Origin of the sequence: Streptomyces sp. NBC_00162 (assembly GCF_024611995.1) — a bacterium.
Lineage (GTDB): Bacteria > Actinomycetota > Actinomycetes > Streptomycetales > Streptomycetaceae > Streptomyces.
On record NZ_CP102509.1, the window covers coordinates 4,226,364 to 4,243,078 of the forward strand.

Annotated in this window: 20 protein-coding genes; 11 read left to right on the forward strand and 9 right to left on the reverse strand. The window is 70.1% G+C overall.

The genetic code is table 11. The features are described 5' to 3' along the window. Nucleotides 1-28: 28 nt before the first annotated feature. A complete protein-coding gene (gene pstB, locus JIW86_RS19680) occupies nucleotides 29-805 on the forward strand; it encodes a phosphate ABC transporter ATP-binding protein PstB (protein WP_257555176.1) in 777 nt (258 codons plus the stop codon). 125 nt (nucleotides 806-930) lie between these two features. On the opposite strand, the gene JIW86_RS19685 is transcribed toward pstB, so the two are convergent. Both JIW86_RS19685 and JIW86_RS19690 read right to left on the reverse strand, forming a co-directional pair. Next, entirely contained in the window at nucleotides 931-1,929 is a 999-nt protein-coding gene (locus JIW86_RS19685) for an inorganic phosphate transporter (protein WP_257555178.1), read from the reverse strand. A 5-nt stretch (nucleotides 1,930-1,934) separates the two neighbouring features. Further along, a complete protein-coding gene (locus tag JIW86_RS19690) occupies nucleotides 1,935-2,555 on the reverse strand; it encodes a DUF47 domain-containing protein (RefSeq protein WP_008742369.1) in 621 nt (206 codons plus the stop codon). A gap of 194 nt (nucleotides 2,556-2,749) precedes the next feature. Here JIW86_RS19690 and JIW86_RS19695 point away from each other — a divergent pair, with 194 nt between their 5' ends. Next, nucleotides 2,750-3,064 carry a metal-sensitive transcriptional regulator gene (locus JIW86_RS19695; RefSeq protein WP_030009310.1) on the forward strand — a complete coding sequence of 105 codons (315 nt, stop codon included), beginning with the start codon at nucleotides 2,750-2,752 and terminating at the stop codon, nucleotides 3,062-3,064. 17 nt (nucleotides 3,065-3,081) lie between these two features. On the opposite strand, the gene JIW86_RS19700 is transcribed toward JIW86_RS19695, so the two are convergent. Both JIW86_RS19700 and JIW86_RS19705 read right to left on the reverse strand, forming a co-directional pair. Beyond that, entirely contained in the window at nucleotides 3,082-3,237 is a 156-nt protein-coding gene (locus JIW86_RS19700; RefSeq protein ID WP_199808149.1) for a hypothetical protein, read from the reverse strand. Between the two features lie 147 nt (nucleotides 3,238-3,384). Continuing rightward, nucleotides 3,385-4,215 carry a hypothetical protein gene (locus JIW86_RS19705; RefSeq protein ID WP_215139668.1) on the reverse strand — a complete coding sequence of 277 codons (831 nt, stop codon included), beginning with the start codon at nucleotides 4,213-4,215 and terminating at the stop codon, nucleotides 3,385-3,387. 132 nt (nucleotides 4,216-4,347) lie between these two features. Here JIW86_RS19705 and JIW86_RS19710 point away from each other — a divergent pair, with 132 nt between their 5' ends. Together JIW86_RS19710 and JIW86_RS19715 are read left to right on the forward strand one after the other, a co-directional pair. After that, nucleotides 4,348-4,572, forward strand: a complete 225-nt coding sequence (locus JIW86_RS19710; protein WP_257555182.1) for a hypothetical protein — start codon at nucleotides 4,348-4,350, stop codon at nucleotides 4,570-4,572. Between the two features lie 90 nt (nucleotides 4,573-4,662). Then, a complete protein-coding gene (locus tag JIW86_RS19715) occupies nucleotides 4,663-4,881 on the forward strand; it encodes a hypothetical protein (protein ID WP_257555183.1) in 219 nt (72 codons plus the stop codon). Between the two features lie 126 nt (nucleotides 4,882-5,007). On the opposite strand, the gene JIW86_RS19720 is transcribed toward JIW86_RS19715, so the two are convergent. The 4 genes from JIW86_RS19720 to JIW86_RS19735 all read right to left on the reverse strand — a co-directional run bounded on the left by JIW86_RS19720 (nucleotide 5,008) and on the right by JIW86_RS19735 (nucleotide 8,616). Further along, a complete protein-coding gene (locus tag JIW86_RS19720) occupies nucleotides 5,008-5,748 on the reverse strand; it encodes a phosphatase PAP2 family protein (RefSeq protein ID WP_257555185.1) in 741 nt (246 codons plus the stop codon). Between the two features lie 204 nt (nucleotides 5,749-5,952). Then, the gene (locus JIW86_RS19725) at nucleotides 5,953-6,963 is read right to left on the reverse strand and encodes an NlpC/P60 family protein (RefSeq protein WP_257559365.1); all 1,011 of its coding nucleotides are present in this window, start codon (nucleotides 6,961-6,963) and stop codon (nucleotides 5,953-5,955) included. Nucleotides 6,964-7,150: 187 nt separating this feature from the next. Beyond that, nucleotides 7,151-7,945 (reverse strand): thioesterase family protein, encoded by a 795-nt coding sequence (locus JIW86_RS19730; protein WP_257555186.1) that lies wholly within the window; start codon nucleotides 7,943-7,945, stop codon nucleotides 7,151-7,153. 62 nt (nucleotides 7,946-8,007) lie between these two features. Next, the gene (locus JIW86_RS19735; RefSeq protein ID WP_257555188.1) at nucleotides 8,008-8,616 is read right to left on the reverse strand and encodes a LysE family translocator; all 609 of its coding nucleotides are present in this window, start codon (nucleotides 8,614-8,616) and stop codon (nucleotides 8,008-8,010) included. 64 nt (nucleotides 8,617-8,680) lie between these two features. Here JIW86_RS19735 and JIW86_RS19740 point away from each other — a divergent pair, with 64 nt between their 5' ends. Both JIW86_RS19740 and JIW86_RS19745 read left to right on the forward strand, forming a co-directional pair. After that, nucleotides 8,681-9,175, forward strand: coding sequence for a GNAT family N-acetyltransferase (locus JIW86_RS19740; protein ID WP_257555189.1), 495 nt, complete (start codon nucleotides 8,681-8,683; stop codon nucleotides 9,173-9,175). Between the two features lie 2 nt (nucleotides 9,176-9,177). Beyond that, complete coding sequence (locus tag JIW86_RS19745; RefSeq protein WP_406366617.1) at nucleotides 9,178-9,996, forward strand: pentapeptide repeat-containing protein; 819 nt, start codon at nucleotides 9,178-9,180, stop codon at nucleotides 9,994-9,996. 20 nt (nucleotides 9,997-10,016) lie between these two features. On the opposite strand, the gene JIW86_RS41700 is transcribed toward JIW86_RS19745, so the two are convergent. Beyond that, nucleotides 10,017-10,877 carry an alpha/beta hydrolase gene (locus JIW86_RS41700; protein ID WP_322975535.1) on the reverse strand — a complete coding sequence of 287 codons (861 nt, stop codon included), beginning with the start codon at nucleotides 10,875-10,877 and terminating at the stop codon, nucleotides 10,017-10,019. 322 nt (nucleotides 10,878-11,199) lie between these two features. On the opposite strand from JIW86_RS41700, the gene JIW86_RS19760 reads away from it, so the two are divergent. The 5 genes from JIW86_RS19760 (at nucleotide 11,200) to JIW86_RS19780 (ending at nucleotide 16,715) form a co-directional block, all read left to right on the forward strand. Then, a complete protein-coding gene (locus JIW86_RS19760) occupies nucleotides 11,200-11,508 on the forward strand; it encodes a hypothetical protein (protein WP_008742356.1) in 309 nt (102 codons plus the stop codon). Between the two features lie 97 nt (nucleotides 11,509-11,605). Beyond that, a complete protein-coding gene (locus JIW86_RS19765; protein ID WP_257555191.1) occupies nucleotides 11,606-12,412 on the forward strand; it encodes a hypothetical protein in 807 nt (268 codons plus the stop codon). Beyond that, nucleotides 12,402-13,715 (forward strand): hypothetical protein, encoded by a 1,314-nt coding sequence (locus JIW86_RS19770; protein WP_257555192.1) that lies wholly within the window; start codon nucleotides 12,402-12,404, stop codon nucleotides 13,713-13,715. Before JIW86_RS19765 ends, JIW86_RS19770 begins: the two co-directional genes overlap by 11 nt. Beyond that, a complete protein-coding gene (locus JIW86_RS19775; RefSeq protein WP_215139677.1) occupies nucleotides 13,712-15,274 on the forward strand; it encodes an SCO6880 family protein in 1,563 nt (520 codons plus the stop codon). Before JIW86_RS19770 ends, JIW86_RS19775 begins: the two co-directional genes overlap by 4 nt. A 19-nt stretch (nucleotides 15,275-15,293) precedes the next feature. Further along, complete coding sequence (locus tag JIW86_RS19780) at nucleotides 15,294-16,715, forward strand: ATP-binding protein (RefSeq protein ID WP_257555193.1); 1,422 nt, start codon at nucleotides 15,294-15,296, stop codon at nucleotides 16,713-16,715.

The following is a 16,715-nucleotide window of genomic DNA, read 5'->3' on the forward strand; positions in this document are numbered from 1 at the left end:
CGACCACATGAAAGCGAAGTGACCCCTCATGGCGAAGCGAATCGACGTCAGCGGACTGTCCGCCTTCTACGGCACCCACAAGGCCATCGATGACATCTCGATGACCGTGGAGCCCCGCTCCGTGACCGCCTTCATCGGCCCGTCCGGCTGCGGCAAGTCCACCTTCCTGCGCACCCTGAACCGCATGCACGAGGTCACCCCCGGTGGCCGCGTCGAGGGCAAGGTGCTCCTGGACGACGAGAACCTGTACGGCCCCGGCGTGGACCCGGTCGCGGTCCGCCGCACGGTCGGAATGGTCTTCCAGCGCCCGAACCCCTTCCCCACCATGTCGATCTTCGACAACGTGGCGGCGGGCCTGCGCCTGAACGGCTCCTTCAAGAAGTCCGAGCTCCAGGACATCGTCGAGCGGTCCCTCCAGGGCGCCAACCTCTGGAACGAGGTCAAGGACCGCCTGAACAAGCCCGGCTCCGGCCTCTCCGGCGGCCAGCAGCAGCGTCTGTGCATCGCCCGCGCCATCGCGGTCGAGCCGCAGGTCCTGCTGATGGACGAGCCCTGCTCGGCCCTCGACCCGATCTCCACCCTCGCCATCGAGGACCTGATCGGCGAGCTCAAGGAGCGCTTCACGATCGTCATCGTGACGCACAACATGCAGCAGGCGGCCCGTGTCTCCGACCGCACCGCCTTCTTCAACCTCTCCGCGGTCGGCCAGCCCGGCAAGCTCGTCGAGATAGACGACACGGACCGGATCTTCTCCAACCCGTCCGTCCAGGCGACCGAGGACTACATCTCGGGCCGCTTCGGCTAAAGAGATGTCGTGAACGTCCTGCGGTGCTGCATGGCGGTGCCACCGCAAGGCGAAAGAAAGAAAAAGGGCCGGCTCCCCCTGGGTGGGGGGAGCCGGCCCGCTTTCGTACGGGGCGGGTTCGCGGGCTAGACGAACGCCAGGTTCACGACCCAGAAGCACAGCGCGGCGACCAGGGCCGCGGCCGGCATCGTGATGAACCAGCCCAGGACGATGTTCTTGGCGACGCCCCAGCGGACCGCGTTCACGCGCTTGGTCGCGCCCACACCCATGATCGCCGAGGTGATCACGTGGGTGGTGGAGATCGGCGCGTGGAAGAGGTACGCCGAGCCGAACATGATCGAGGCGCCCGTGGTCTCGGCCGCGAAGCCCTGCGGCGGGTCCAGCTCGATGATCTTGCGGCCGAGGGTGCGCATGATGCGCCAGCCGCCGGCGTACGTACCCAGCGACAGCATCACGGCACACACGATCTTGACCCAGATCGGGATCTCGTCTTCGGCGGTCTGCACGTCGGCGATGACCAGCGCCATCACGACGATGCCCATCGTCTTCTGCGCGTCCTGGAGGCCGTGGCCCAGCGCCATCGCCGCCGCGGACACGGTCTGCGCGATACGGAAACCGTGCTTCGCCTTGTGCGGGTTGGACCGGCGGAACATCCACATGATGCCCACCATCACCAGGAAACCGATGATCAGACCCACGACGGGCGAGACGAACATCGGGATGACGACCTTGTCGATCACACCCGACCAGATCACCCCGGTGCCGCCCGCCAGCGCCGCGCCCACCATGCCGCCGAACAGCGCGTGCGAGGAGGAAGAGGGCAGGCCGAAGTACCAGGTGATCAGGTTCCAGACGATCGCGCCGACGAGCGCCGAGAAGAGGATCCACATGCCCCGGTTGCCGTGGGGCGTCTCGATCAGGCCCTCGCTGACCGTCTTGGCGACCCCGCTGCCCAGGAAGGCACCGGCGAGGTTCATCACGGCGGCCATCGCCAGCGCCGCGCGCGGGGTCAGCGCCCGCGTCGAAACGGACGTCGCGATCGCGTTCGCCGAGTCGTGAAAACCATTCGTATATGTAAAGCCGAGCGCGACACCGATGGTCACGACCAGGGCGAAGGTGTCCACGAGGTTCAGGACTCCTTGACCGCGATGGTCTCCACCGTGTTCGCAACGTGCTCGAACGCGTCGGCCGCCTCTTCGAGCACGTCGACGATCTGCTTGAGCTTCAGCACCTCGATGGCGTCGTACTTGCCGTTGAAGAGCTGGGCGAGCAGCTTGCGGTGGATCTGGTCGGCCTGGTTCTCAAGGCGGTTGACCTCGATCCAGTACTCGGTGAGGTTGTCCATCGTCCGCAGGTGCGGCATGGCCTCGGCGGTCAGCTCGGCCGCGCGCGCCAGCACCTCGATCTGCTGCTCGACACCCTTGGGGAGCTCCTCCACGTTGTAGAGGACGACCAGGTCGACCGCCTCCTCCATGAAGTCCATGATGTCGTCGAGCGACGAGGCCAGGTTGTAGATGTCCTCGCGGTCGAACGGCGTGATGAAGGAGGAGTTCAGCTGGTGGAAGATCGCGTGGGTCGCGTCGTCCCCCGCGTGTTCCGCCGCCCGCATCCGCTCCGCGATCTCGGCCCGGGCGGAGGAGTCCGCTCCGAGCAGTTCCATCAGGAGCTTGGAGCCCGTGACGATGTTGTCCGCGGATGCGGCGAACATGTCGTAGAAGCTCGTCTCCCTGGGGGTCAGACGAAATCGCACGTGAGGTCCTCGGGGTGCATTGGATTCGGTCAGGCTGATGCTAGGCGCATCCCCCGGCCACGGCTAACCGGCAGTTCCCCAGTGTCCTCCATCAGGCAGAGTGGGGAACACGGGCCCCTGCTCCCCCGGCCGCGGCCCGGTATCCTATACCCATGAGGGGTATGCATCCCCTCGTTCCGGACCAGGGAGGACGCATGACGACCATCGAGGCGGAGGGCTCCGGAGCCGTCCACGGCTATCACCACCAGAAGGACGAGCACCTCAAGCGGCTGCGCCGGATCGAGGGTCAGATCCGCGGCCTCCAGCGGCTCGTCGACGAGGACGTCTACTGCATCGACATACTCACCCAGGTCTCGGCGAGTACGAAGGCGCTCCAGTCCTTCGCGCTCCAGCTGCTCGAGGAGCACCTGCGCCACTGCGTCGCCGACGCCGCCGTCAAGGGCGGCACCGAAATCGACGCGAAGGTCGAGGAGGCCACGAAGGCCATCGCCCGCCTCCTGCGCACCTGATTCCCGGCAGCGGCGCGTCAGCCGGACCAGATCCCCATCAGCACCTCGTCGATCCGGTCCTGGCTCAGCCGCTCCTCGGCGGCGGCCGAAGCCGCGATGATCAGCTCACCGCACAGCTCGATCTCGGCGAGCGCCACATGATCCTGCACCGTCGTACCGCCTGCGGGAGTCACGCGTGTCACCTCAATCTGCCGTCTTCGGTCGTCGGCGCTCGACTTCTCAGCGTAGGGAGGGGACGGCACGCGGCGCATGACACGGATGGACCATTTCCGGATACCCGGCCATGACCCGATCGCGCAGCCCCCGCCCCGCCCGCACCGCTAGTCGGCGATCTTCCCGGCGTAAATGTCCCCGCTTGGGGGCAATACGACGGTCACCGGTGTCCCGAATCCGTACAGCAGCGTGGTCGACGAGACATCGATCACGCCATTGTTGACGTACGTGAACCGGTGGCGGACCTTCCGCAGCCGCCCCTCCTCGTCCAGGTAGACGTCGAACGGCACGGTGTCCTTGCTGAACCCTTTCGCCGCCGCCTCCAGCGCCCCTCTGACCTCAGCCGACGCACTCCCCGCGGCCCGCCCGATGTCGGTGGTCCCCCGGTAGTGCCGCACCTTGGTGCCGGCCACCTCGGTCTCCCCGACGTACGTCACCTCCTGGACGCCCCGCAGCAGCTCGGCCGCGACCAGCGGATCGGTGGCCCCGCCCGTGACCAGGTTCCCGTCGGCGAGGGTCGTCGTGTCGACCCGGACCCACTTGTCGTCGGGGACGCCCGCGCCCCGGTTCTTCATGTAGAGGGCGCCCGGCACCAGCAGCTCGGTGATGGGCCGGTGCTCGGCCTTGCCCTTCACGTCGGCCGGGAGCATGACCAGCAGCTGGCCCATCCGGTTCTTGAAGTCGACCCCGCCCTCGCCGTGGATCGTGACCCTGGTCCCGCCGGTGGCCATCTCCATGGCCGTACGGGCCCGGGCACTGCCCGCCGCCATCAGCGCGTCGGCGGCCCCGCGGACCACCGCCGCCGCGTCCGCGGGAGGCCGGTCGTCGCTGCCGGCGCCCGCGCACCCGCCCATCGCCGTGACCGCCAGGGTGACGCCGACGGCGAGCACCGCCTCACCCGCGCGCTCGCGCCGCCGCCTGTGCTGGTGCACCACCATCGCCTGCCAACCCCCAACGCATGACCGCTGTTTGCCCGAGGCCCCCACCCGCTCCGGTTAACGAGGTCAGGGGTTTCCCGTCACGGCCGGAACCGCTCCGCGACCCTTGGCCGACCCAGGTACGGTGGGAGCGTGGAACCGCACACGAAAGCGACCCTGGCCCTTCCGCTTGCCTCCGCCGTGCCGCAGCAGCGGCCGCACCAGCCGCATCAGCCGGCGCCACCCTCCGGGCACACCACCTCCACCGCCGACCGCGGATCGTTCTGCCTGGCCGTCTGCACCTGCGGCTGGAGCGGCCCGGCCCGCCGTTCCCGCGACCTGGCGCGCAAGGACGCCGCCCGGCACACGGCGGGGTAACCGGGACAGCAGGGACAGCCGGGACAGCCGGCGTAGCCCGTTCGGACGGCCCGGCTGGCCGGGGCACGCCGGAGCGGATGCCCTGGACTCATGCCAGGACCCGCAGCCCGCCTCGCGGCCCTTCTCTGGGCCCTGCTCATCTCGCTGACGCCTGCCGCCGCGGCCTGGGCCCGGCCGGTCGGCTCGGCGGACGGTCCGGCCGACGTGGCCCTGGCCATCGGGCTCACCAGCGCCGCGGCGGTGGCCACCGGCCTGTGGCTGCGCTCCCGCTACCGCCGTGACGGCGACACCGACGGCAGAGACCGGTGACGCCCCGGCCCCGCCCGGCGGCCGTGCGCCTGTGCTTCGCCGCGGCGGGGCTGTGCCTGGTGGTGGCCCTGCTGCTCGCCGTATGGGACTCCTACGGGGCGTAGGCCCGGAAACGGCCTGCGCGGCCTACGCGGCGAGGTCGCTCTCGTGCGTACGCTGCCCGGCCGGCGGGGTCTGCGCCTGCGTCAGGTCGACCGGCCGGGGCAGCGCCCGGTCCTTGGCCCGTACGAGGCGCCCCAGTCGCGGGGAGCCGGCCACCGCACGCACCACCGGGGTCAGCAGTGCCATCGCGAGCGGCGCGAGCACCAGGACGACGGCGGCGGCGAGCGCGAACCCGCCGATGACGTCGGTGGGGTAGTGGACTCCCGCGTACACACGGCAGACGCCCTCGAGGACGGCCAGCGCGATCCCGATGAGCCCGAGCTTCCGGTTCGCCACGAACAGGCCCACGCCCAGGGCCATCGCGAGGGTGGCGTGGCCGCTGACGAAGGAGAAGTCGGCGCCTCCCAGTTCGGGTCCGAAGCCCGACCCGGGACCGGTGTCGAGCACCTGGAGCCCCTCGTGCTGCCGGAACGGCCGCGGCCGTCCCACGAATTCACGCAGCGGCGCGTTCACGAGCAGCGCCAGCCCGGCGGCCAGCGGGGCCCACACCAGTGCGGCGAAGGACTCGACGGCCGTGCTCTCGTCCTGGCGGCGGGCACCGCGCCAGCACCACAGGACCAGCAGCACCAGGGCCAGCGGAATCCCGTATTCACCGACCAGGCCGACGGCCCGGTCCAGCCAGTCCGGCGCCCGCCGGGCCAGCCCGTTGATCCCGTACAGCAGGCTGACATCCACATTCGGCCCACCGGTCGTGAGTCCAGCCATGGTGATGCGGCCCCTTGCCCTTGCCGTGGTTCCCCTGCGGGCGCACGCCGGTGTGCGCCCCTTCGCCCCCCGCTTGATCAACCCCCGTGCTCATGGAACGCCCGTTCTGGCAAGTACGTTCCACTCTCCACCGAATGATCACTTCAACGTTATCGAAGAGAGACTCATCGTCGCAGCTCAGGGCCTTGGCTTAACGGAGCGTGGCTAGGGCGACTTGCTCGCCGCGGCGCGCTCCGGAAGGGCCTCCGCACCGTCCTTCGTCACACGCGTCGCGCCGAAGTAGTCGGGCGTGTCGATCTTGTCGAAGCGGATCACGGCGCCGGTGTACGGAGCGTTGATCATGTAGCCGCCGCCCACGTAGAGCCCGACATGCCGGATCTCCCGAGAGTTCGTCAGATCATCGGAGAAGAACACCAGGTCACCGGGCAACAGTTGGTCGCGCGAAGGATGCGGACCGGCGTTGTACTGGTCGTTCGCCACGCGCGGCAGCTCGATCCCCACCGTCTCGTACGCGGCCTTGGTCAGACCCGAACAGTCGAACCGCCCGTCCTGGTCGGGCGTTCCGTTGCCACCCCACAGGTACGGCGTACCGAGCTGCTTCTGCGCGAAGTAGATGGCCCCGGCGGCCTGTTGCGAGGGCGCGACCCGCCCGACGGGCCGGGCGAAGCTCTTCGCGAGGGTCGTGATCGTCTTCACGTAGCCCTGGGTCTCCTTGTACGGCGGCACGCCCCCGTACTTGATGACCGCGTAGGCCCCCGCGTTGTAGGCGGCCAGCATGTTCGACGTCGCGTCACCCGGCACGCTCGCCACGTCCTTGGCCAGCTCGCAGTCGTACGAGGCCGCCGAGGGGATCGCGTCGCTCGGGTCCCAGATGTCCCGGTCCCCGTCACCGTCACCGTCGATGCCGTGGCCCGCCCACGTACCCGGGATGAACTGCGCGATGCCGCGCGCGTCCGCGGGGCTGACGGCGCTCGGGTTCCAGCCGCTCTCCGAGTACAGCTGGGCGGCGAGCAGCGCCGGGGTTATGGCCGGGCAGAGGTTGCCCCACTTCTCCACCAGTCCCTGGTACTTGGCGGGCACCGCCCCCTTCGCCAGGCCCACCGCACGGCCGCCCGCCCCGGCGGCCCCGACCAGGCCGGCGGCTGCCGAGTACGTCCCCACGACGAGCAGCGCCACGAAGGTCAGACACAACCCGACCCCGATCCCACCGGCCATCCAGAATCTGCGCACCCGTCAACCCTCCCCCATTCCCGTCACTTCAACGTGTGATTCGGCCGTGTCGCATGTCCTACTACCCCACTCGGAAACCCGAACAGGCGATGCGGGCGCACTTCACCGCCTCATCCTCGGCGCGACAGAAGACCACCGTCCAGTCCGCACGGGCGGCGGACGGGGGCACGGGCTACCGCGGAGCGACGAACAGGCTCTGCGCGCTGCGCCCGATGGGGCCCTTCTCGTCGTGCAGCCGGGCGTCGACGAGACCGATGCCGGCCGCGTCCACGCTCGTACGGGATTCCACACAGGCCCATTCACCTACCGGATGGCGGTGCAGATGGACCGTGAGGTCGCCGTTGACGAAGACGAACCGGCCGAAGTCCAGCACCGAGCTGATGCCGTTGCCGGAGTCGGCGGCGGTCAGCACCCGGTCCAGCGGACGGATCTCCTCCCCGGCGACGAGCGGAACCCTCATCCGCATCCAGCAGGTGCCCGGGCCCAGCTCCACGAAGGCGCCCTCGGTGAAGCGGGCTTCCATGGCCGTGTGGTAGCCGGTCTCCCACGGCACCGGGAAGAACGGCACCGCCGCGGCCTCCCCGGGCGGCGGCAGCTGCGGGCCCGGCGCCACGGCCGGCACCGCCTCCTCGGCCACCCGGATCCGCAGGGCGCGCGCCAGCATCACCGGCGCCGCCGCGCCCTGCGGGGTGAGCGAGGCCTCGACCACCTCGGTGCCGCGGCCCGCCCGGAGCACGCTGGTGGTGATCTCCAGTGCGCCGATCGGCACCGGGCGCAGGATCTCGTACGTGATCCGCGCGATCCGCATGTCGGCGCGGGCGCCCGGCCGCTCCTCGACGGCCCGCCCGAGCAGGGCGGCCGGGGGACCGGCGTGCTGCGAGCCCGGGTCCCACGGCCCGCGCGTGTACTCCGTGGCCACGAACCGGCCTGCGTCGATCCGCTCGAAGAACCCCTCGGCAGCACCCATGACGCCCACGCTACCGACAGGTAACCGGCATCACCAGCCCCTGTCGCAACCGCCGGCGGAGGTCAGCGGGCGAACCCCAGCCCCACGCCCAGCCCCACCAGCACCGACCCGATGGCCCGGTTCAGCGCCTTCTGCGCCTTCAGCATCCGGTCCCGCAGGCGGGAGTTGGAGAAGAACAGCGCCACCGCCCCGAACCAGCCCAGGTGCGCGGCCGACATGAACAGCCCGTAGCCCGCCTGCTGCCACACCGCGGTGTCCGGGTTGACCACCTGGGTGAAGGTCGACACCACGAACAGCGTCGTCTTCGGGTTGAGCACATTGGTCAGGAACCCCGACCGCATCGCCCCGAGCCGGGTCAGCTGCGCCTTGGACTCCAGGTCCACCGCCACCTCGGCCCGCGCCCGGAAGGTGCGTATCCCGATCCACACCAGATACGCCGCGCCCGCCAGCTTGATCACGGTGAACAGGGTGGTGGAGGAGGCGATCAGCAGACCGACCCCGAGCATCGTGTAGGAGACGTGGACCAGGACACCGGCCGCGACCCCGGCCGCGGCGAACAGCCCGGTGGGCCGCCCGTAGAGGTAGCTGTTGCGTACGACCATGGCGAAATCGGCGCCGGGACTGATCACGGCGAGAAGAGTAATAACAGCGACTGCGATCACTTCTGTCATACCGCGATGCTCACCGCCCGCCCGCCCCCGGATCAACCCCGTTCGCCATCGGGATACTTGAGGAATGACCTTGTCGCACCTGATCTCCCTGCTCCCCTACCGGCCCGCGGAGGACGCACCGCTGCTGCGCACGTGGGTGACGACCCGCACCGAGCTGATCACCTGGGCCGGCCCCGCCTTCTCCTGGCCACTGGACGACGCCCAGCTCGCCGCCTACGCCGCCGACCCCGGCCGGCACATATGGACCGCCGTGTCCCCCGGCAACCACCGCGTCGGGCACGTCTCCGTCTCCGGCACCCGCCTCGGCCGGGTACTGATCGCCCCCGAGGCCCGCGACCAGGGCCTCGGCAGAGCCCTCGTCTCCCAGGCCGTCGAGCTGTGCTTCGGCGAACTGGCCCTGCCGGAGATCACCCTCGGCGTCTGGGCCCACAACACGGCCGCCCTGCGCATCTACGAGAAGCTCGGCTTCCGCACCGAGGAGATCCTCGAGGGCGTCGAGGAGGTCGACGGCGTCCCGTGGACCGCCGTCCAGATGCGGCTCACCGCCCCCGACCGGTAACAATGGACGACGTGCCCACGCGTCTCCCCCTCCTCCAGGCCGACTGCGCGAACTGCTTCGCGCTGTGCTGCGTCGCCCTCCCCTTCGCCAAGTCCAACGACTTCGCCGTGAACAAGCCCGCCGGAACCCCCTGCAAGAACCTCCGGGAGGACTTCCGCTGCGGAATCCACACCCGGCTGCGCGACACGGGCTTCCAGGGCTGCACGGTCTTCGACTGCTTCGGGGCGGGCCAGCAGGTGTCCCAGGTCACCTTCGGCGGCCGCGACTGGCGCGCCCACCCCGAGACCCGGGCGGAGATGTTCGACGTCTTCCCGGTGATGCGCCAGCTGCACGAGCTGCTCTTCTACGTCGCCGAGGCGCTGACCCTCCCGGACGCCGCCCCGCTCCACGCGCGGCTGCGCGAGGCGCTCGCGGAGACCGAGCAGTGGACGCGCGCGGACGCGCCCTCCCTCGCGGACCTGGACGTCGGCGCCCTCCGCCAGCAGATCAACACCCTGCTCCTGAAGACGAGCGAGCTCGTACGGGCCAAGGTGCCGGGCCGCAAGAAGAACCACCGCGGCGCCGACCTGATGGGCGCCCGCCTCTCCGGAGCGGACCTGCGCGGCGCGAACCTCCGCGGCGCCTACCTGATCGCCGCCGACCTCAGCCGCGCCGACCTCCGCACCGCCGACCTGATCGGCGCGGACTTCCGCGACGCCAACCTCCGCGGCGCGGACCTCCGCAACGCCCTCTTCCTCACCCAGCCCCAGCTGAACGCGGCCCAAGGCAACCCGAAGACCCAAATCCCCCCGTCCCTCACCCACCCCGCCCACTGGAGCTGACCACCGCTCCAGCCGCCGGGTCACACCCGGGCCAAGAACCCCCGCAAGGCGTCGTAAAACCCCTCCCCGCCCCCGAGCCGCACGCAGTTGCCCGGCGCGTGCGACAGGTCGTCGTCGACCACCCCGATGCCCTCGACCGCCACCGCCCGCACCAGATCCGGCCGCCGCGCCGCGAGCCGATACGCGTCGCCCCCGCCCAGCGAGTGACCCACCACCACCGCGGGCCCCAGCCCCACGTGCTCGAGAACGGCCGCGGCATCCGCCACGTACCCCTCCTCCGTGTCCGCGGCGGCCCGGTCCGACTCCCCGTGACCCTGCTCGTCGAGAGTGATCACCCGCCACCGGGGACCCGCCTCCCGCGCCAGGTCCCCGAAGCACCTGCCGTCCCGGAAGTGCCCGTGCAGCGCGAGCAGCGGCGCCCCCGGACCACCGAAGTCCGTATAGGCCGGCCGCCGCCCGTCCGGCATCCGCACCACACCCGGCAACGGCCCCAGCTTGTCGATGACCCGCCGGCGCAGCAGCTGGTACTCCTCCCAGCGCCTCGGCAGCCGCCCGCCCGGCCGCTTCCCCATCAGCCTCCCCGGCGTCACCGTCTGCCCGCGCCGGAACTGCTCCCGCGTCAGGTCGACCCGTATCCCCCCGGGCAACACGTTCCAGCAGTGGAAGCCCTGCTGCTCCCCGTCCAGCCAGACCTCGCCGACCATCAGCTCGCCGCCGACTATGTCCTGCACCACCAGGGCCGTGATGTCGCAGTGCCCCCAAGCCGGGTTGTCGGCCGTCCAGGGCGCCCGCTCCACATCGTCCGGCGAACAGGTCTCGGCCGACCATCCCGCCCGGATGGCAGCCTCCACGTCGGCAAGGGTCCACGGAGTCGTCGTCATGTCCCCAGGCTGCCGCACCCCACTGACAACGACACGCGATCCCACTGCGCCGAACGGCGGCCCCTCGCGTCACCCCCCGCACGCCGAGACGACAATCATTGCCCGGCGTCACACCCCGTGATACACAGAGTGACCATACGTTCTTTCGCATACACACCGCACCTGCGCAGGTCAGAGCACAGGGGCGGGACGCGGGCCGGGAGATCGGGTAAAGAGAGCCGTCAAGTCGACGACGGCGGCGGTTTCATCAGCGAAGATAGTACGTAACCCCTGCCGTCGGGCATGGGCTTCCGGAACTACCCATACAGGGGCGGTGAGTTACATGATCCTGGCAGCCGAAAAGGGCGACATCACCACCATCATCGGCGGAATCGCCCCGAACTGGGGGCCGTTCGGCAGTCTCGGCAACGAAGCGAAGGTCATGATCGAGGTGGTCATGGCCGTGGCGATCCTCCTCTGCCTCGGCATCGCCATCTGGGGCGCGGCCAAACAGCGCATCGGCGCGACCGCCCTGCGCGACACGTTCAGCGCGGAACAGGGCAAGGGCTTGATCGTGGCCGGCCTCACGGGCGTCTTCATCATCGGCTCCCTGGGCACCCTCTTCACCATCGTCTACGGAATGGCCGTCTAGCCGGGCCACCGCGGCCGTACCTGATGAGGACTCACCACACCGCGCCTACGCGGGAACCAGTACTACCGTCGTACGACGCGGAGGGGGCCGAAACGGAATGAGCAGCGAGGACCAGTACGGCGGCACGGGCCAGACCCGTACCCGCCTCCCGGACTCCAACGCCGACCCGTACGGCCCCACCCGCCGCACCCCGCGCACCTCCCGCAGCCTGATCACGGTGGTCGGCGTGGTGGTCCTCCTGATCGCGGCCATCGCGTTCGCGAACCAGGGCCCGGACACCCCGCAGGACAAGCCCCAGGGCAACTCCCCGGCCGCCTCCTCCACATCACCCACGGGCACGACCCCGGTAACGGGCAAGAACGGCACCATCCCCAAGGGCTTCGCCCAGGACCAGCAAGGCGCCGAGTCGGCAGCCACCAACTACGCGGTCGCACTGGGCTCTGACGGCATGTTCAACCCGGCGCGCCGCCGCGCCATCGTGGACGCGGTCGCGGACGAAGGAAGCCGGGCGAAGCTCCAGGCCGGATTCGATGCCGACTACTCGGCCGGTCTGCTCTCCCAGATCGGCCTGACGAAGGATGGTCTGGCACCGGCAGGTTCCACCTTCGTCAACCGGACGGTTCCGGCCGGGACCAAGGTGAAGAACTTCGCCGGCGGAGCCGCGTCGGTCGACGTGTGGTGCATCGGCATGTTCGGCCTGACCGGCGAAAAGTCCACTCGCCCCGTCACCAGCGGGTGGTTCACGATCTCGCTGACGCTCAAGTGGAACGGTTCCGACTGGAAGGTCGTCGAATCCTCGCAGAAGGACGGCCCCACCCCGGTCACTGGCGACAACCCCGTATCCACCTCCGATGAGATCGGCAGCGCGGTCACCGAATTCGGAGGGTTCACCTATGCCCGGTAGTCACCGGCCCCCGCTCCGAAGGATCGGCGCCACCGCCGCGGTCCTCCAGACCGCGGTCATTCTCGTTGCCACTCGTGCAACGGCCGCCCCGACCCCTACACCCACTCCGGCGCCGAGCACGAGCAACGACCCCTGCTCGCTGATCGCCGGGCCGGCCCGGGAGTACTGCGACCGCGGATCCGGTCAGGCCCCCCGAACGGGCCTGGCCCCCAACGACCCGGCCGACGCCCTCAACCCCCTCGCCTCCCTCGCCAAGGGCTGCGCCGACGCCGCAGCCTGGATCGTCGGCAAACTCAGCGAAGCGGTCAAGGGCACGGCCAACGTCGACTTCACCAACGCCACCTTCCTCAAGCAGTACGCCGTCGTCTTCGCCGCCTCCACCATCCTGACCCTCGTCCTCTGGCTCTTCGCCGTCGCCAAGCGAGCCGTCCGCGGCGTCCCCCTCACCACCGCCCTCTCCGAGGCGATCGGCTTCCTCTGGCTCACCGTCCTCGCCTCCGCCTTCACCCCCCTGATCCTCTACACCGTCGTCTCCGCCACCGACGGCGTCACCGAGGTCATCGCCTCCGCCGGCGGCGGCCAGACCGACGTCTTCTTCGGTTCCTTCTCCGAAGCCCTCAAGAAGGGCGACGACATCGGCGGCGGCCCGATCATGCTGATCGTCGTCTCCCTCGTCACCGTCCTCGCCGCCGGCATCCTCTTCCTCGAGCTGTTCATCCGGGCCGCCCTCCTCTACGTCGGCGCCCTCCTCGGCGTCGTCGTCTACGCGGGCCTCGTCGACCGGAACCTCTGGGGCCACGTCCGCCGCTGGGCGGGCATCATGATCGCCGTCATCCTCGTGAAGCCGGTCATCGTCATCGTCCTCGGCCTCGCCGGAGCCCTGGCCGGCGAGAAGGGCCCCGACGCCTTCTCCGCCGTCGTCACCGGCCTCGCCATCATCCTCCTGGCGATCTTCGCCTCCGCGATGATCTACCGCTTCGTCCCCGGCTTCGGCGACGAGATCGCCTCCGCCCGCTCCAACCGCAGCAAGGCCACCGACGGCGCCCAGGCAGCCGCCGTCATCAGCTCCCCGGCCTCCCTCGTCTCACAGGGCATCAAGGCCCACAGCAGCCGCGGCGCCCACCGCGGCGGCGACGGCGGCGGCAGTACGCCCCGCCCCGCCAATCCCATCTCCGGAGGCGTGGCCGCCCACAGCAGCCGCCCCACCTCCGGCGGCGGGGCCGGCGGCGGATCTGTCCCCTCCGCCGCACCCCCGCCCCGCACGAGTTCGAGCACGAGGAACACAGGAGGTGACGGGCGTTGACGACCCAGTCCCACCAGATGCACCCGGTCGCGCCCCGCCGCACGTATCTCATCGGCCGGGCCCGGCCGAACGCGATCGTCGGCAAGAACCGCGAGACCGGCGAGATCGCCCTGATCATCACCGGGGCGTTCTTCGGCATGATGAGCGGACTGCTCGTCCCCGACCTCACCCTGCGCATCGTCAGCCTCGCCGGCTTCCCCATGCTCGCGCTCGCCGCCGTGTACGTCCCGTACAAGGGCCGCACCTTCTACCGCTGGTTCGAGATCAGCCGCAGCTACAAGCGCACCCTGCGACGCGGTACGACCTACCGCTCGGGCGCCATGGAAGCCGGCGTCCGCGGCGCCGACGGCCGCGAGGTCGAGGTCGGCCCGCCCCCCGGCATCGGCCGCATCAACTGGCTCGCCGCCCCCTTCGGCCCCGACGAGATCGCCGTACTCCTCCACGCGGACCGCAGAACGGTCACCGCCGCCATCGAGATCGAGGGCCCCGGCGTCGGCCTGCGCGACAGCGAGGACCAAGAGGCCCTCGTCGACCGCTTCGGCACCCTCCTCAAGCACGTGGCCAACGGCGACGGTTTCGTCACCCGCCTCCAGATGCTCGCCCGCACCCTGCCCGCCGACCCCGACGCGCACGCCAAGGACGTGGCCCAGCGCGGCGACACCCGGGCCCCCGGCTGGCTGCGCGAGTCCTACGACCAGCTCCAGTCGATGGTGTCGACCTCCTCCGAGCAGCACCGCGCGTACCTCGTCGCCTGCATGCACTACACCCGCGAACTCGCCGCCGAGGCCCACACCATCGCCCGCGCCGGCACCCCCCACAAGGGCCGCAAGCTCGACCGCGACGCCGGCCTCGCCATCGTCATGGCCCGCGAGCTCACCGACATCTGCGCCCGCCTCGCGGAAGCCGACATCCGCGTCCGCCAGCCGCTGGGCCAGGGCCGCCTCTCCTCGCTCGTGCACTCCATGTACGACCCGGACCACCCCATCGACCACATCCAGGCCATGACCAAGCGCAACGCCTGGCCCGCCGAACTCGACGCGGTGGAGCCCACCTTCCTCCAGGCCAAGACCCGCGAGTCCTCCACCCGCGCCCCCTGGTGCCACGCCACCGCGTGGGTGAAGGAATGGCCCATGACCCCCGTCGGCGTCAACTTCCTCGCCCCCCTCCTCGTCCACACCCCGGACGTCATCCGCACCGTCGCCGTCACCATGGACCTCGAGCCCACCGAGGTGGCCATCGAGCGGATGCTCACCGAGAAGACCAACGACGAGGCCGACGCCTCCCGCGCCGCCAAGATGAACCGCACCGTCGACCCGCGCGACATCGCCGCCCACGGCCGGCTCGACCAGAGGGGTGAAGATCTCGCCAGCGGTGCGGCGGGAGTCAACCTGGTCGGGTACATCACGGTGTCCTCACGTTCGCCGGAGGCGCTCGCCCGCGACAAGCGGACGATCCGCGCCTCCGCCGGCAAGTCCTACCTGAAGCTGGAGTGGTGCGACCGCGAGCACCACCGAGCCTTCGTCAACACCCTGCCGTTCGCCACCGGCATCCGACGCTAGCTGGAGGGAAGTGCCGCCCATGCGAGATCCCATGTCCGCGCTGACGGACGCCTTCACCAGCTTCCTCTTCGGCAAAGTCGAAACCACGCGCCTGCCCGTACGCACCTCCACCGGGCAGGCGCAGGCCGTATACCTGCCCACCGCCGCCCCCGGACTCGGCGACTCCGGCGTCATCATCGGCCGCGAGGTCTACAGCGGCAAGGGCTACATCTACGACCCCTTCCAGCTCTACGGACAGCAGCTCCCGGCACCCCACTGGCTGGTCCTCGGCGAATCCGGCAACGGCAAGTCCGCCCTGGAGAAGACGTACGTACTGCGCCAGCTCCGCTTCAAGGACCGCCAGGTCGTCGTCCTCGACGCCCAGGGCGAAGACGGCGTCGGCGAATGGAACCTCATCGCCCAGCAGCTGGGGATAACCCCCATCCGCCTGGATCCCATCGCCGCCAACGACGACGGGATCCGCCTCAACCCCCTGGACCCGGCGATCACGACGACCGGACAGCTCGCGCTGCTCCGGACCATCATCGAAGTCGCCATGGGCCACGGCCTCGACGAGCGCGCCGGCTTCGCCCTCAAGGTCGCGCACGCCTACGTCGTCGAAGCCATCCAGGACCGCCAGCCCGTCCTGACCGACATCGTGGAACAACTGCGCCACCCCGAGGCCGAATCCGCCCTCGCGATGAACGTCGACATAGACGATGTCCGCGCCTGGGGCCTCGACGTGGCCCTGGTCCTCGACCGCCTCGTCGACGGCGACCTCCGCGGCATGTTCGACGGCCCCACCACCGTCGGCATCGACCTCGACGCCCCGCTGATCGTCTTCGACCTCTCCCACATCGACCGCAACTCCATCGCGATGCCGATCCTCATGGCGATCGTCGGCGTCTGGCTGGAACACACCTGGATCCGTCCCGACCGCAAGAAGCGCATCTTCCTGGTCGAAGAGGCCTGGCACATCATCAACAGTCCCTTCGTCGCCCAGCTGTTCCAGCGCCTCCTGAAGTTCGGCCGCCGCCTCGGCCTGTCCTTCGTCGCCGTCGTCCACCACCTCTCCGACGTCGTCGACGGCGCGGCCGCGCGCGAAGCCGCGGCCATCCTCAAAATGGCCTCCACCCGCACCATCTACGCACAGAAGGCGGACGAAGCACGCGCCACCGGCCTCGTACTGGGCCTCCCCCGCTGGGCGGTCGAGATCATCCCGACGCTCACCCCCGGCATCGCGGTCTGGGACGTCAACGGCAACGTCCAGGTGGTCAAACACCTGATCACCGAGGCCGAACGCCCCCTCGTCTACACCGACCGCGCCATGACCGAATCCTCGGTGCCCTCCCAGCTCCCGGACGAACTCCTCGCCGCCGAACTGGAGGCGGAGGAACGCGCCCTGTCCATCGAACGCCGCCGCAACAGCAGCGGCCCCGGTTCCGCGACCACGGTGGCCTGA

Excerpts from the sequence above, each read along its gene's own strand:
- JIW86_RS19735 (WP_257555188.1), bottom strand. The coding sequence starts at position 8,616 with ATGACAGAAGTGATCGCAGTCGCTGTTATTACTCTTCTCGCCGTGATC.
- JIW86_RS19705 (WP_215139668.1), bottom strand. The coding sequence starts at position 4,215 with ATGGTGGTGCACCAGCACAGGCGGCGGCGCGAGCGCGCGGGTGAGGCG.
- JIW86_RS19720 (WP_257555185.1), bottom strand. The coding sequence starts at position 5,748 with ATGGCTGGACTCACGACCGGTGGGCCGAATGTGGATGTCAGCCTGCTG.
- JIW86_RS41700 (WP_322975535.1), bottom strand. The coding sequence starts at position 10,877 with ATGACGACGACTCCGTGGACCCTTGCCGACGTGGAGGCTGCCATCCGG.
- JIW86_RS19740 (WP_257555189.1), top strand. The coding sequence starts at position 8,681 with ATGACCTTGTCGCACCTGATCTCCCTGCTCCCCTACCGGCCCGCGGAG.
- JIW86_RS19695 (WP_030009310.1), top strand. The coding sequence starts at position 2,750 with ATGACGACCATCGAGGCGGAGGGCTCCGGAGCCGTCCACGGCTATCAC.
- JIW86_RS19725 (WP_257559365.1), bottom strand. The coding sequence starts at position 6,963 with ATGGCCGGTGGGATCGGGGTCGGGTTGTGTCTGACCTTCGTGGCGCTG.
- JIW86_RS19730 (WP_257555186.1), bottom strand. The coding sequence starts at position 7,945 with ATGGGTGCTGCCGAGGGGTTCTTCGAGCGGATCGACGCAGGCCGGTTC.
- JIW86_RS19745 (WP_406366617.1), top strand. The coding sequence starts at position 9,178 with ATGGACGACGTGCCCACGCGTCTCCCCCTCCTCCAGGCCGACTGCGCG.
- JIW86_RS19780 (WP_257555193.1), top strand. The coding sequence starts at position 15,294 with ATGCGAGATCCCATGTCCGCGCTGACGGACGCCTTCACCAGCTTCCTC.
- JIW86_RS19770 (WP_257555192.1), top strand. The coding sequence starts at position 12,402 with ATGCCCGGTAGTCACCGGCCCCCGCTCCGAAGGATCGGCGCCACCGCC.
- JIW86_RS19765 (WP_257555191.1), top strand. The coding sequence starts at position 11,606 with ATGAGCAGCGAGGACCAGTACGGCGGCACGGGCCAGACCCGTACCCGC.
- pstB (WP_257555176.1), top strand. The coding sequence starts at position 29 with ATGGCGAAGCGAATCGACGTCAGCGGACTGTCCGCCTTCTACGGCACC.
- JIW86_RS19760 (WP_008742356.1), top strand. The coding sequence starts at position 11,200 with ATGATCCTGGCAGCCGAAAAGGGCGACATCACCACCATCATCGGCGGA.
- JIW86_RS19715 (WP_257555183.1), top strand. The coding sequence starts at position 4,663 with ATGCCAGGACCCGCAGCCCGCCTCGCGGCCCTTCTCTGGGCCCTGCTC.